At 38.6% G+C, this 15436-nt stretch carries 13 protein-coding genes; 1 reads left to right on the top strand and 12 read right to left on the bottom strand.

Going from position 1 to position 15436, the window contains the following annotated elements; genetic code table 11:
* Positions 1-30 precede the first annotated feature (30 nt).
* The 5 genes from ACFINC_RS01045 to argH form a co-directional block, all read right to left on the bottom strand.
* Positions 31-801: a class I SAM-dependent methyltransferase gene (locus ACFINC_RS01045; RefSeq protein ID WP_375615717.1), complete on the bottom strand. Its 771-nt coding sequence runs from the start codon at positions 799-801 to the stop codon at positions 31-33.
* Positions 802-1024: 223 nt separating this feature from the next.
* Positions 1025-3454 (bottom strand): TIGR02302 family protein, encoded by a 2430-nt coding sequence (locus ACFINC_RS01040; protein ID WP_375615716.1) that lies wholly within the window; start codon positions 3452-3454, stop codon positions 1025-1027.
* 114 nt (positions 3455-3568) lie between these two features.
* Positions 3569-4843: a diaminopimelate decarboxylase gene (gene lysA / locus ACFINC_RS01035; RefSeq protein WP_375615715.1), complete on the bottom strand. Its 1275-nt coding sequence runs from the start codon at positions 4841-4843 to the stop codon at positions 3569-3571.
* Positions 4844-4852: 9 nt separating this feature from the next.
* Entirely contained in the window at positions 4853-5032 is a 180-nt protein-coding gene (locus ACFINC_RS01030; RefSeq protein WP_375615714.1) for an LPS translocon maturation chaperone LptM, read from the bottom strand.
* A gap of 43 nt (positions 5033-5075) precedes the next feature.
* Positions 5076-6476 (bottom strand): argininosuccinate lyase, encoded by a 1401-nt coding sequence (gene argH, locus ACFINC_RS01025; RefSeq protein WP_375615713.1) that lies wholly within the window; start codon positions 6474-6476, stop codon positions 5076-5078.
* A 33-nt stretch (positions 6477-6509) separates the two neighbouring features.
* On the opposite strand from argH, the gene ACFINC_RS01020 reads away from it, so the two are divergent.
* The gene (locus ACFINC_RS01020; RefSeq protein WP_375615712.1) at positions 6510-7208 is read left to right on the top strand and encodes a TlpA disulfide reductase family protein; all 699 of its coding nucleotides are present in this window, start codon (positions 6510-6512) and stop codon (positions 7206-7208) included.
* 1 nt (position 7209) lies between these two features.
* Here the strand turns inward: ACFINC_RS01020 and ACFINC_RS01015 are convergent, their stop codons facing one another.
* From ACFINC_RS01015 to ACFINC_RS00985, 7 genes are all read right to left on the bottom strand, one after another.
* Entirely contained in the window at positions 7210-7725 is a 516-nt protein-coding gene (locus ACFINC_RS01015) for a YaiI/YqxD family protein (protein WP_375615711.1), read from the bottom strand.
* Positions 7722-8573 carry a YihY/virulence factor BrkB family protein gene (locus ACFINC_RS01010; RefSeq protein ID WP_375615710.1) on the bottom strand — a complete coding sequence of 284 codons (852 nt, stop codon included), beginning with the start codon at positions 8571-8573 and terminating at the stop codon, positions 7722-7724. The genes ACFINC_RS01015 and ACFINC_RS01010 overlap by 4 nt, the downstream gene beginning before the upstream one ends.
* A 1117-nt stretch (positions 8574-9690) precedes the next feature.
* The gene (locus ACFINC_RS01005) at positions 9691-10623 is read right to left on the bottom strand and encodes a prephenate/arogenate dehydrogenase family protein (protein ID WP_375615709.1); all 933 of its coding nucleotides are present in this window, start codon (positions 10621-10623) and stop codon (positions 9691-9693) included.
* A gap of 895 nt (positions 10624-11518) precedes the next feature.
* The gene (gene holA, locus ACFINC_RS01000; protein ID WP_375615708.1) at positions 11519-12559 is read right to left on the bottom strand and encodes a DNA polymerase III subunit delta; all 1041 of its coding nucleotides are present in this window, start codon (positions 12557-12559) and stop codon (positions 11519-11521) included.
* 4 nt (positions 12560-12563) lie between these two features.
* The gene (locus ACFINC_RS00995; RefSeq protein WP_375615707.1) at positions 12564-13358 is read right to left on the bottom strand and encodes an ABC transporter ATP-binding protein; all 795 of its coding nucleotides are present in this window, start codon (positions 13356-13358) and stop codon (positions 12564-12566) included.
* Complete coding sequence (locus ACFINC_RS00990) at positions 13351-14247, bottom strand: ABC transporter permease (protein ID WP_375612740.1); 897 nt, start codon at positions 14245-14247, stop codon at positions 13351-13353. The genes ACFINC_RS00995 and ACFINC_RS00990 overlap by 8 nt, the downstream gene beginning before the upstream one ends.
* Before the next feature lie 63 nt (positions 14248-14310).
* Complete coding sequence (locus ACFINC_RS00985; RefSeq protein ID WP_375615706.1) at positions 14311-15288, bottom strand: ABC transporter substrate-binding protein; 978 nt, start codon at positions 15286-15288, stop codon at positions 14311-14313.
* Positions 15289-15436: the final 148 nt, after the last annotated feature.

The raw sequence follows: 15436 nt of genomic DNA, 5'->3' as shown, positions 1-15436 counted from the left end.
TTTGCGGTTCCTATGCCAATGGCAAAATGATTAATTATCTTTATAAATTAAAATATTTCTTGTCTGTGGTGATAAAGCAGGAATAAAAATACGCCGCGACTGACGACGCTGTACCAGCAAACCTTGATAAACACGTTTTTGTGCTTGACACATTAAGAGTCCACCAAAATAAGGCAAAAGATGGCGTGCAAATGGCTCATAAAAAAATGAAAACAAGCGCGAACTATAACCTGTAGAGGGCATATAATGTACAATTTCTTGTATTGGTCCAGAAATAAAATTTGTTTTTTCGAACAAACGAATAATCTGTTGTGGACTATAAGGTTCGCCATAACCAAAAGGCGTAGTCGTATTGCGCGCCCAAAAGCCAGAGCGATTAGGAACAATAACGATCAAATGACCATTGGGTGCTAAAACACGCCATATTTCATTCAACGTTTCAAATGAATTTTCTGTATACTCTAATGCATGAACCAATAAAATACAATCAACTGACGCATCAGGAAGCGGCAAATCTTCTTCAAAAACAAGCGCTGTAGCAACTTTCTCAGCACAAGGCCAAGGCGAAGCACCCTGAACAGCTGGCATAAAAGCAAAACATTGTCGGGTACGTTCACGCAATACAGAAAGATAAGGAATCGCATAACCCAACCCCATAATCCGTTTATCCGTAAGATCAGGCCACCATAAATTTAATTGGTCACACAGCGTCTTTTGCACACGCAGCCCAAGTGCAGAAGCATAAAAATCTTTCAGCGTAACGATATCCAACTCAACATACCATGTAGAAACAAATTTCAAACATTACAGATTTTCATATACCCAACTTATATGGACTTCTGCTCTTTCTCCGCAATAGCGAACACTTCAATATTTCATATTTTAAACTTAAATGATTAAAAAAGCAGTACAACAGAATGATTATCGCGTTACAAGTGCTTTAATTATTTTCTTTGAAGATGAACTCCATAGAGGTTTTTCACACACTGCTTCTGACATCAATGAAGAAAAAAGCCAATATTGATTAATGAAAATGAAGTAATCTTTCAAGATAGTTTTTTTCTTCTTCTGAAATATGCTCCTTACCAAGGCGTTTGCGAATTTCATCCAAAATTTGCCGCGTACGCATTTGATCACTTTCTTGTGGGAGCGCCTCACCTTCTTGTTCTTCATCTGTTTTTGAAGAAAGTGGACGCCCTAACGGATCTTTAGGACCAGAATCAGCATTTTGATCATTTCCCGTTTCTTTGAGTGTTTCGCGCATTTTTTTCAAAACATTTTGTGCACCTTGCCGCAAAGATTCCAAAGCATCAGACTGATTTTTTATAGATACCTGATGATTTCCATTATCAAGAGCACTTTCTGCAAAATTCATTTGTTCTTCTGCCCTTTTCAATGCGCCACCTGTTTCAAATCCCTGTTCTGATAATTCTTTTTCTAATGTTGATAATTCAGACTGCAATTCAGCTTGACGTTTTTTTAAAGACTTTTTTTGCTGTTCAGGCACATTTTCTCCGCGTTTTTGTTCCATCTCCAATTGATGTGTTTCATTGAGAATTTCTTGCTGACGACGCATTAAATCTCCAAGCTGGTCCATCTTTTCTTTCATTTGTGCAGATTGGCTTTTTTCTCCCTCATTTTGATTACCTTTTTGCACATGCAAATGATCAAGCGTCTGTTCAACTTCCGCCAAGAGCTGTTCAGCTGCTAAAGAAGAGCCAGTTTTAGCCATTTCTTCAATGAGATTCAGCTTTTCTTGTAATGTATTCTCAGAAAGATTAGGACTTTTTAAGCTTTTAGAATTTTTAGAAACTTGACTATCTTGCGCTTTTTCAGCCAAAGCACGAATATACGCATCCATAGCTTGACGTAAATCTGCCATAAGCCGTTCGATTTCTGCCGCTGGGGCGCCATAACGCAGTGCATCCCGTAAAGCAGCTTGTGCTTGTTTTAACTTTTTTTGCACGGATTCAAGTTGATTACCTTCAATACCCAAAGCAATTTGCCATAAATAATCCACCACATCGCGCAAATCCTCTTCTGTTTGAGCCAACGAAAGTTTTGTCCACGCACTTTGTAGAACAATAAAATGTGTTGCATTTTTCAACCCCTTTTCTGGACGCACGAGCAAAGCAGAAAGCATATCCAATACACGCTCTCTCGCAGAAGCATCAAGCGCTAATAAACGACGCAATTCACTTACAGCACGCGCAACAGGATTTGAAAAAACACGCTGTGGTAATGTCATCACAAAAGTTCTGCTACGTCCTTTCTGCCCCGCACCATCTTCTGCCACTAAAGTAATTTTGACCTGCGACCCCGCCCATGGATGCGCTGATACATCTTGTACCATCCGCATTTTACCCTTTCCACCACGCGGAAGAAGAAGCTCTATTTCCGGAGCTTTATAAAGAGAAGGAACGCTTTTATTCTGAGGAAGAAAAGGCTCTATTTCAACAAAAGCCTTTGTCACACCATAATCATCATCTAACTCATATCGTAATTCTAACGACCCCGTTAAAATTCGCCCTGGTTTTTCCAGCCAGCGAATTGTTGGAAACGCGTCCTTAATCATCTGCAAATGCCACTGCTGTTTTTTATGACGTGATGATACAAACAAATTGATTGAATGCTCTAAATGTGTTTCAAAATGAACGATTGGATCACTCAAAGCTGTTTTTTCATTTTTCTCTAAAAACGAAACTTCCTTCCCATCTTCTACAGACTTTGCTTTTACTGTAACACCAGCACCATTGACAACACGCACAACAACATCACTCCCTTCAGGGATTACCAGTTGTGTTTTCTCATCTTTTGTCAAATAAATAGGTGCCACACCGGTATAAGCAGGTGGTGTTACCCAAGCATCAATTCGCATGAATTTTTCATCAACAACAGGACGAAAATCAAAGGCATCAGTCAAACGCCCCCCTCGTGAACCAAAAGAAAAACTAAAAGCACACACAAAAAGGAGAACACACAAAGCCCTCAAAGCCAAAGGATCATAAGCCGCACTATTAAGCGAGATAAATCCGGTTTTTAAATGGTACAATTGCTTTGCCATTCGGCGTTGATGTTCACGCCAAATAACAGCACCAAAATCTTCATCATTTTCAGAACATAGATGATCTGTCTGAATATTCAAAGGCTGGTGTTTAAGACCATTGACGCGTTCAAGACGGTGATCCACTTCCCGCATGGTAGGAAACCGAAAACCAATAAGAAAAAATAAACTTACCCCAGCACAAACAAGCATAACCCCGAGTAAAAGCCAATGGGACCAATAGCCCAAAACGCCAAAAAGTCCCAACCAGCTAAACGAACAAAACAGACTAAGAACAAGGAAAAATGGTAATAACCGACCCCAGATCCGTTCCAATGAAATGATCCCCCACATCAAAATGCGCACACACAAAAGCTTCATTGCAAAGCCTTTGATGTTTTTATTTTTCATAAACAAGCATTTTTCCCCTTTTACCGTGGTGCATTAAGATCATAAAACCCATAAAAGATAATTTCCAGAATAAATTGTTCCATCAAAGTTTAGTAAAAATAAGACCAAAAATATTTAAGAATGCTCAACCCAATCAGGAATATGATCACATCCCATCAATTGCGCATAATCAAGACGTGGACGAATAACTGCATAACGCATATCTTGAACGAGAACTTCAGGGACCAGAAGTCTGCTATTATAAGTACTCGCCATCACGGCACCATAAGCCCCAGCTTGCGTAATTGCCAAAAGATCACTGGGTGCCAAAATTGGCAAGCAACGATCTAATGCTAAATAATCACCAGTCTCACAAACGGAACCCACAATATCTGCACGAATAAGGGGGGCGTCTTTTGCTGCTTGTTTCACAAGGACGACATTCTGCCAAGCGTCATAAAGCGTTGGACGCATCAGATCATTCATCGCCGCATCCACAATAACAAAATTCCGCCCTTGCCCCTTTTTTAAATAGAGAACAGAGGTTACCAACACACCAGCTTGACCCACAATGCTCCGCCCCGGCTCCACCACAATATTAATCCCTAAAGGAGCAATATGCTTCTTTACCAGCGCGGCATAATCAAAAGGGGAGGGTACGGTATGTTGTTCACAACCATAGGCAATACCAAGCCCGCCACCAATATCTATATGCGTTATTGCATAACCATCACTCCACAATTGACGCACCAAATCTACGATAATAATAAATGCCTCCTCAAACGGCTTTAAATCACAAATTTGACTGCCAATATGCATATCAATACCGCAAACCTGCAATCCAGGTAAAGAGGACGCTCTTTTATAAGCCTCTCTTGCCAACAACAAGGGAATACCAAATTTATTTTCAGATTTTCCTGTTGTAATTTTCTTATGGGTCTTTGCATCAACATCTGGATTAATGCGTAATGAAACACGCGCTCTTTTTGAAAGTGCAACAGCGCGTTGCGATAACTGTTCAAGTTCCGGCTCTGATTCAACATTAAAACAATAAATATTCTGAGAAAGAGCAAAATCTATCTCTCTCACGGTTTTACCAACACCAGAATAAACAATACGATGCGCCGGAATACCAACAGCAAGAGCACGCCGTAATTCACCTTCTGAAACCACATCAGCTCCCGCTCCATTGTTAGCTAAAAGCCGCAAAACTGCTTGATTAGAATTCGCTTTAACCGCATAAGCAATCAGACTGGGCATCCCTTGAAATGCTCTTTGATAGTCCTTAAAATGTGTAACCAATGCATTGGCTGAATAACAGTAAAAAGGAGTTCCCACCTCCTGTGCAAGCATAGCAAGTGAACAACCCTCAGCATGAAGCATACCTTGATGATAGGAGAAAAAATCCACACTTGCCTCCTACTTTATCAAACGATCAAGAATAAAAGGTTTATCATCTTCACTTTTAGCAACAGATGTTCCCTGCGTAGGTTTTTCCACACTTGTAGGAGGCATCTCCAATGACCCTTTACGCCCACACCCAACAACACCCAAGCCCCCAAAAAGGACAACCATCAACCCCTTTATTATAATTTTCATCTGTCCTCTTTCCTCATCTTGCTCTCTTTTAAAATACAATCATTCAAGCTGTTATAAGACGCTTTTTCCAATACGCAATTTGCCGAAGAACCTCTGAAGGTGCTGTTCCCCCAAAGCTTTTGCGACTTTCAACAGATTTTTCAACGGTCAAAACATCAAAAAGTGTCGCATTGACATCAGGACAAATTGCTTGAAGTTCATCTAATGATAAATCCTGAAGGCGACATTGTTTTCCTTCTGCCAATGCCACAGCACGCCCTGTTATGTGATGTGCTTCACGAAAAGGAATCCCTAACTCACGGACAAGCCAATCAGCAAAATCCGTAGCGGTTGCATACCCCAAATCCGCTGCTTGTTTCATAGCTTTTTTATTCACTTTCAAGTCAGCAATCATCCCTGTCATTGCTGCTAGTGATAATTCCAAACTCAAAGCCCCATCAAATACATATTCTTTATCTTCTTGCATATCCTTTGAATAAGCAAGCGGTAATCCTTTCATCACCGTTAACAATCCCATAAGCGCTCCATTCAATCGACCTGCTTTCGCCCGTACTAACTCTGCCGCATCAGGATTTCTCTTTTGTGGCATAATAGACGAACCCGTTGAAAAAGCATCTGACAAATGAATAAAACAAAACTGTTCACTTGACCAAAGAATTATTTCTTCCGCTAAACGCGAAAGATGCATCGCACAAAGAGCACCAGCACTTAAAAACTCCAATGCAAAGTCACGATCAGAAACACTATCAATTGAATTGCGTGTAGGTTCCCGAAAACCTAGTGCTTGTGCTGTCATAAAGCGATCAATCGGAAAACTTGTTCCTGCTAAAGCAGCAGCACCCAAAGGGGATTCATTCATTCGCTCAAGAGCATCACGCATCCGCGATAAATCTCGACCAAACATTTCAACATAAGCCATCATATAATGGCCAAATGTTACGGGTTGAGCCAATTGTAAATGCGTAAAGCCTGGCATAAAGGTATCAACATGTTGTTCTGCGCGAATAAGTAATTGCTCTATCAATCCTTTTAAAGCTTGTGCTATCTTTTGCGTTGCTTCACGTACCCACAAGCGAAAATCAACAGCCACTTGATCATTGCGTGAACGCGCCGTATGCAAACGCCCAGCAACAGGACCAATCAACGCACTCAGCCGCGCTTCAATATTCATATGAATATCTTCAAGCTTTCGTGAAAAAATAAATTTATTCTCTTCAATTTCTTGGTGAATAATTTTTAAACCATGAGAAATTTTTTCATAATCAGACTGTAAAATAATCTTTGTTTGCGCTAACATCGCAGCATGAGAAAGCGAACCTTCAATATCTTGCCGATAGAGTTTTTGATCAACATCAATTGAGGCGTTAATTTCTTCCATAACTGCAGCAGGTCCTGCAATAAACCGTCCCCCCCACATTGGGTTTTTTAACTTCTCATCTGTCATAGTCTAAAAACACCTATAAAAAGGATAAAAATCATGATTCCTCAAAAATTTAATAGTCCAAAGAAGAAAAATAAAAAGCGGCAAATTTTCATAGCATCCTTTTTTGTTGTCATAATCTTCGTTGGTATCAGTTTATACGCAATAAAAAGTTATCATGACAAGAGTGGTGCTTCTTATGCCACCTTTATTTCAAAAGAAAATATCGAAAAAGTACAAGACAAAAAAATGACAGCAATCCAAAAAGCTGCAACCGGTTTGTTTGCTCACATGCGATTTACGGATACGCTCTTAGATATGAAAAACCTCTCTTTTAAGGATATTCAAGGAAAGGATCACACACTCGCTGATTTTACCGGAAAACCGATACTCATCAATCTATGGGCTATCTGGTGCGTTCCTTGCCGCACAGAAATGCCCGAACTGGCACAATTAAAACGCGAATTGGGAGGAGAAAACTTCGACGTCATAGCGATTAATATCGATAAAACAGCTTCTCCTGAAAAAATTCAGCGATTTCTGCAAGATATTCACGCGGATAATTTAGTTTACTACCGCGATGAAACCATGAATATCTTCAACGACATGAGAAAACAAGGACTTGCTTTAGGATTACCCGTCACTCTTCTCGTTGATAAAAATGGTTATCTCATTGCTTCATATAATGGTGCAGCTCCATGGGCCAATGACGATGCCAAAGCACTTATAAAAGCTGTCATGAAAGAAGCACAATAACCTAATAACCGCGCCTTTTTAAACGTTGGATAGTCAAATCCAATGCTGACAAAAAAGTAGAACGATCTGTACCACAAAAAGAACGCGGTCCTCCTGTGACGTGCCCCTGCTCTCTTAAATTTTCCATCAAATTGCGCATTGCTAACGCTTGACCAATTGAATTTGCATCAAAAATACGCCCTGTTGGAGAAAGACAAAAACCCCCAGCTTGCACAACCCGTGCTGCTAAAGGAATATCACTGGTAATAACGATACTCGCCTCATGTACATGTTCTACAATCCAATCATCCGCACTATCGAGCCCACCAGAAACGACGATTCTTTCAATGAGTGCTTCATCGGGAAGAGAAAGAAAACGGTTTGCGACAATGAATGTTTTAAGCTGATAACGATTCATAACACGATAAATTTCATCTTTTACAGGACAAGCATCCGCATCAACCAACAAAGTAATGGCAGGTCTTATTCTTCTATCTATCTTTTGATTTTCGTACGATCTACAGTTTTTTTCATTCATCGAAGAGAGCGCCAATAGTTACGATAAAACATTATTGCAGCGTTTATTTCACCTCCCAAAATAAAAATTGCGCTTAAGATGTAAAGAAAAATAATGGCAACCATAATAGATGCTAACCCCGCATAGGTTGAAATATAATCAAACATCGTCAAATATTGTGCAAAAGCAAGAGAAGCCATAAACCATACAAACATTGTCACCACGATTCCAGGTAAAACATCTATAAATTTCCGCTGCCCTGCTGGAAGCCATTTATGAACAATCAAAAGACTGATAAACAAAATAACGACTGCAACTGTATAACGCCATAAACGAATAATACCAATGTATTCAGTCATAAAAAAAGAATGATTTTGCATAATTTTGGTTAGCAAAGGTGCGAGAATCAACAAAAAGCTAATCACAACAAGACCAACAGCTCCAAGGATCACAAAAAACAAACTTTGAAAACGACAAAACAACAAGCTCCGTCGCTCAGTAACTCGGTAAGCTTTATTTAAAGCCGTACGCAAAGCCTCTATCCCATTAGAAGCAAAATAAGCCGCTCCAATGACAGAAAGCGTCAATACACCTCCTCGATGAATGGTTAAAACATTGACAATTTCCTGAGATAAAGGCTCTGCAATAACATCAGGCAATAACTGCACCAATGCTTTAATTTTTTGTGGTGTATAGGTAAAAGCCCCTAGAAAACGAGCAAAAGATATTCCAAAAATAAAGAAAGGAAAAAATGCTAAAAGCCCTGATAGCGCAACATGGCTTGCAAAAGCACTCCCATTATCACGCCAATAATGGCTTATTGCGTCACAAAAAATACGATAGCTATACCAAAAGATATTTTTTAACAAACCTCAATACTTTCTGGTAACATCCTTTTTTCAGATATCCTAAGCTTTATAAAAACCATCAAGACTTTAAAAACAAACATTTTTTAGTATAAAGGGCAATAATCCACGCGGTCAAGTCTCACTCTGTCCCAAAAATGAAAAGAATAAGCCAACAAATTGTACCAAGCAATTGTATTCTGTTTGAAGCCTTTTGTTTTACATTAAGTAGCGTAATCATAAAACGCGAAAAAAAATGTGAGGCAAAAATATTTCAATGAATTTTTTTTCACAGTGTAAAATTTCATTAAAAGGAGATAGATGAAAAAGAATTTCTCCCTTTCCTTCTTTTATAGTTTTCTCAAATAAAGTTGTTTTCTCGCTTCAACAGATCAATCAAACAGAGAGGATATTCCCGCCCCAAACAGGCATACAAAAGCTAAAAAAACGAAAACACTGAAGCATCTTAATATTTATTTCAAACATGTTGCTGCATGAGATTTGAATATTAATTTACAATTGACAGCAATTATACAAGCTTTATGAAGAAAACCATATCATAAAATGAAAAATATACTGGCTACCGATTAGAGAATACTCTCCTATTTTTTATAAAATACTTTGCGAGACAACACTCATAATACAACACTCTTTGCATTGATTTACAGAAACTCATACAACCCCTTCTCCCTGAAAAACCCTTCGCAAATCTCTTAGATTATATTCGTGAAAATCAAATTATAGAAGAGTTTTATAGGTCTTTACTCTCAGCAATACGAAAGATTATTGAACAAAGATTTTATCTTTCAAAAAATGATTTTATACTTTTTCTAATCGTAATCCTTTGAATGAGAATTACATGTCCATTGATATGAAATAAATCAAAATTAAAGCATATCTCCATGAATTTTGCTTTAATTTTTGCGATTAGCTAACCAAAACCACAAGCACTCCTCATAAAGGTCAAAAATCATTTTAGAGCACAGACTAAAAGACAAAGGTAAGTGCACTTATTATCGTACAAATTATTGAGAATTGCACCGTATTGTTATCATAACACACAATTTAAAAGGACATATATCCCAATAAAGAGGCATGATAGGAATAAGCAAAACAACACAAAATTCAAAAATCTCTTAATTTACATCCTCTCTTTAGGAAGACTATGACGCCCAAAGTCAGGGGCATCAATTTCCTGTCCCGCTGCGATGATATTACGGCGTACAGCACGCGTACGCGTAAAAAAATTAAACAGCGTTTCACCATCCCCTAAACGAATTGCCTGTTCTAAAAAAGCAAGCCCTTCACTAAAACGACCTAGCATTTCTAAAATAGCATCTTTATTATGCAAACAAATATCCCGCCACATAACGGGATCAGAAGATGCCAAACGCGTAAAATCACGAAAACCAGAAGCAGAATAAGCAATCACTTCTGAATTTGTTACTTTTTCTAAATCACTCGCTGTCCCAACAGTATTATACGCAATCAAATGAGGTAAATGTGAAACAATAGCCAAAACAAGATCATGATGCTTAGGCTCCATCTTTTCGACACGCGCACCACAAGCTTCCCAAAACGCTGTCAATCGTGCTACAGCCTCCGCATCACTATCTGCAAAAGGCGTTAAAATACACCAGCGATTGATAAACAAATCAGCAAAACCAGCGTCTGGACCTGAATATTCCGTTCCAGCAATAGGATGCCCTGGAATAAAATGAACCGTTTTGGGCAATAAAGGCGCCATTTCTGTAATAACCAATTCTTTTGTAGAACCAACATCACTTACAATCGCCCCCTGTTTTAGATGATCATGAATGTCTTTTGCCACCTCTGCACTTGCTCCAACAGGAACAGAAATAATAACGAGATCTGCACCTTTAACAGCCTCTGCATTATCTGTTGTATAAAAATCTCCAAGTTCTAATTCGCGCGCTCTTTTCAGTGTTTCTTGACGACGCGTTGCAATAGAAGTCTGAACTGAAAGATTTTTCTTTTTAATCACTCTTGCTAAAGAAGATCCAATCAAACCAATCCCTATGAGCGCTATTTTTTCAAATTGAATATGGAGCATCTTTCACCTTTAAAGATTCTGTGCAAAGAACAACAAAGACAATTGTAAAAATCATAATTGTCCTGTCTGTTTGTTTAAGAGTTATGCGCAAAACATTAAAAAACTACAACTAGAGAATAAAGAATAACGCAGCTTACAATCATCACCTATGCCAAGCTGACAACAGATCGTTTTACCTACAAAAAATACTAAAATGAGTGATGAAAAATGTAAATGCACTCTCACCCCCCTTTATCAAGATAACAACGACGCTACACAAAATCTTACTAGTTTACTTTATCTCACTAATTTACTCTCAAAAAAAAGAATAAAAAGCCTCATATTCTCTAATGCCAAGGACTGTAACAACATTAAAAGCGAGAAAAATATATAAAGCACATAATGAGTGCCGGTTTGCACTTTCATTAAAAGCGTAAAGATAGGAGTATCCTACAGATTTTATATTCTTCGAAATTTTACCGCTATAACATTCATGAGCGTCGCCGCGAAATAGATATGAGGCGCATTGAAAAATATTTCTAAAAAAGCGTAGAATTTGCCACACAAGTATATTCTGTTTGGAACATTCTGTCTTTCATGAAAGGGATTACGCTATTAGGACTCTCTGAAGACGTTTAATATTCACCACATCCTCATACAAAAACACCGAAGGCGTAAAATTTCACCTGAGCCTTATATTACTAACCTAAAGTACAGTGTTTTGCGGCACAATAAGATAATAAAACTGTATCAAAATTGTCTTTTGAAGGAAAGTTTTTATCAAACTTTCAAGCTCTAAAAACGCCTCCTCAAAAATACAGCACCTTTAACCTCTACCTGATAACGCAAGAGCTGTAATTGCTGAAAATACCTCTATGGTATACCAAAAATAAAAAATCATTATATTTCTAGGCTGTTAAGCTGCCATCTGGCGTCGTGCAATAATTGTAAGCCCTAACAAAACTTGACGAATGATAGCTTCGCCCAAAAGTGGATTTTTACGACTGTCTAAAACAGCACTCTGAATTCTTTCCATTGCATAAGAAATTTGTTCTAACTTCCAATATTTTAAAGCTTGTTCAACGATCTTTTTCCGTTGAAAAAAAATGGGAGGACGAGCTTCAGAAACCACCGTAAAAGGTGAATTTCCTTCAACCTCTACCTGATAACGCAATAGCTGTAATTGCTGAAAATGCCTTTGAGCTGTACTCAAAATTAAAAAAAGTGCCCCCTGCACTGCTGCATGTCGGTTAAAATGCGCTTCAAAGCCTGATATATCGCCCAATAAAAGAGCATCAATGACTTCATCTTGAGAAAGAGCACTGACATCGCTTACAACAGCTTTCACATCTTCAAGAGTAATATGAACATTTGCAGCGTAAAGACAAAGCTTTTCTAATTCACTGCGTGATACAAGGCGATCCGCCCCTAAACATTCATGCAACCATCTACGTGCATCTAAAGAAAGAGTCTTCTTAAACTGTCCTAAAACCTCATCAATCAAACCGTCAAGAGACCGCATATCATCGGCAAAACAGGGCAAAGCCATCGCTTTTGATGCTGTTTCAACAGCATTGCGCAACCCTGTTCCTTTTTTTAAATCCCCTGCCTCAATGAGAATAAAACAAGCTTCTGGTGGTTTCTCAATTAAAAGTTTTAAGGCAGCAAGAAAACCTTTTTGGTTAGCAGCATTAGAGATCCATATCAAACGATCTCCCCCAAAAAGCGATAACGTACGCGCTTCATTTTCTAAACGTGCAGGATCTTTATCAATTTCAGCAGCATCCAAACGAATTGTCGAAAATGGATCTTCTATTGCTACCCGTGTAAGTTTTGCAAAACATTGTGCACGCTCACAAATAAGACCACGATCTGGCCCATAAATGAGAACAATAGGAAAAGCACGTGAAAAACGCATTAGAAACTGATCAACTTCATGTGCTTTTTTCTGAGCCACACTATTAATCCATTAACAGTCCATCATCATCAAGAACTTCCCCGCGAACTTTCTGAAACATGCCAATTAAATCATTGACATCCAAGCCCTTACGCTCTTCATGACAGACATCCAAAATCACTTTTCCACCATGCAACATCAAGGTACGATCGCCATAATCAAGAGCCTGACGCATAGAATGAGTCACCATGATAGTCGTTAATTTTTTCTCTTCAACGATTTTTTCAGTCAACCGCATCACAAAATCAGCCATTCCAGGATCAAGCGCTGAGGTATGTTCATCAAGCAATAAAACATCCGCATGTGCTAATGTTGCCATCACAAGACAAACTGCTTGGCGTTGCCCACCTGATAAACTATCCATAGGATTATGAATATATGCTTCAAGACCAATGCCTAATTGAGCAATTTTCTCTCGAAAAAATTGCCGTTTCTCATGATTTAAAGCCGCACGCAAACCACGACGACTTCCTCGAAGAGCAGCAAGAGCCAAATTTTCTTCAATTGTTAAAGAACCACAACTTCCCTCTAAAGAATCTTGAAAAACACAAGCAATCTTTCCAGCGCGTTCACTGACTGATTGCCTAGAAACATTTTGTCCATTGATAACCACTTTCCCCGTTGAGGGAAGCGTTGCACCCGCTAAAACACTAAGCAACGTTGATTTACCAGCACCATTTGAACCAATAACCGTAACAAAACTACCCTGATCAATTTTCAGGTTAATATCAATTAAAGCCTGTTTTTCCAGAGGTGTTTGCGGTTTAAATGTGACCCCAACATGAAAAAACTCAATCACGTTTATGCCTCCTCCAATAGCGTGGCACAATAAGGGTTAAAACAACCAACAGCGAAGTAATCAACTGAAGATCTGTCGACGTATCAATGCCAATGCCATTTGCTTCAAATGCAAATTGCACCGCCACACGATAAAGCACAGACCCTACAATACAGCTGATTATAATCCAAAAAATATTGCGCGTACGAAAGAGAGTTTCACCGATAATCACGGCTGCCAACCCAAAAACAATTGTTCCAATTCCACCGGTAATATCTGTTGCAATCGCAGTTTGAATATAAAGAGAACCACCAAGTGCCACACACGCATTGGAAAGCCCCATTCCAAAATATATCAATGCTGATGTATGGACACCTTGCGCCGTCGCCATGCGTGGATTAGCGCCCATTGCACGCATAGCAAGACCAATTTCACTTTCCAAAAAGCGCCAAATCAAAAACGCCATAACGAGCAACACAATACCAACGAAAAGAGGACGCACAAAAATATCAGACAAACCAAACAGATTATAAAAGGGGGTTAACGCCGTATCAGCAAGTGCTAAATTAACATTAGACCCTCCCATAATTCCCATAATACGAAGATTAACTGTATAAAGTGCTGACATTGTTAAAATAGAAGCTAAAAGATTCAAAATGCCAAAACGCAAATTCAATAGAGCTGTTAACAAACCAGCCGCCATACCTGCACAAAAAGCGCATGCCATAGCTGTCCATGCATTGAAACCCAAAAGAATCAAAACACCACAGACACAGGATCCAAGAAGAAACGAGCCATCAACCGTTAAATCAGGAAAATCCAAAACCCGAAATGAAAGATAAACCCCTATAGCAACAAACGCATAAATAAGGCCTAATTCCACAGCACCAGAAAACGCAAATATATTCATGTAAAGACAATCCCCATGAAAACTTAACGTATTTTTATTGTATCAACACTCTATCAATAAAAGTTATTGAATCACTTTTGTTGCACGATCAATAACTGCCTGCGGAATAATAATCCCTGCTTTTTGGGCTGCTTTCAAATCAATTCGAATGTCATTATTAGCCGCCTGCACAACATCAATATCACCAGGCTTTTCACCCTTTAGAATACGCACAACCAATTTCCCAGCATCAACCCCTACATCATAGAAATTCACACCTTGCGTCATAAAAGGCCCGCGCCCGATAGTATTCGCATCAACAGTAAATACAGGCATATTGGCTTCCTCTGAGACCTTTATTGCACCTTCTAAAACAGATAAAATCGTATTATCAGCAGGAACAAAAATAATATCGACCTTACCGATTAAAGCGCGTGTTGCTGCCTGAACATCTGAAGGCTTTGGTGCCGATGAGGGAATAATTTCAATTCCAGCTTTTTTTGCTACATCCTTTAACGTTTTAAGTGTCGAAACAGAATTTGCCTCAGAAGCATTATAAAGATAACCAATTTTTTTCAAATCTGGTTTTACTTCTTGTAAAAGTCTAACACTTTCTGCAACATCTATACGATCAGAACTCCCCGTCATATTACCGCCAGGCTTGGTAAGTGAAGAAACGATTTTAGCTCCGATAGGATCAGAAATTGCTGCAAAGACGATAGGAATTGTTTTTGTTGCCGCAAGCATCGTTTGTGCTGAAGGCGTGGTAATTGCTACAATAACATCGGGTTTATCACCAACAAATTTACGCGCAATTTGCGTTGCTGTTGAAATATTACCCTGCGCTGATAAAAAGGTAAGTTGAAAATTTTCACCTTGCTTATAACCATTTGCTGCAAGCACATCTTCCACACCTTTACGAACAGCATCCGCAGCAGGATGGACCATAATTTGCGTTATTGCAACTTTAACGTGTTTAACTTGGTCATCGGCCTTTGCAACACTGTTCATCATAAAAACAGTTGTAATGATAACCCCTAATATATTTATTCTCTTCAACATTATATTCCACCCCTCTCCATGCAAAAATTAAAAAAGGAATAATTTATTACTGAAGAATTTTCTAAAATCAATCTTTATTTCATTTTATTTAAACATGGACAAAATAAATCAAACTAAAATGATATTTTTTTGTTGCAATTCGTAGAAG

It is taken from the genome of Bartonella sp. AP58NXGY (genome assembly GCF_042195785.1).
Classification (GTDB): Bacteria; Pseudomonadota; Alphaproteobacteria; order Rhizobiales; family Rhizobiaceae; genus Bartonella.
This window is presented reverse-complemented; position numbering and strand designations above follow the sequence as displayed.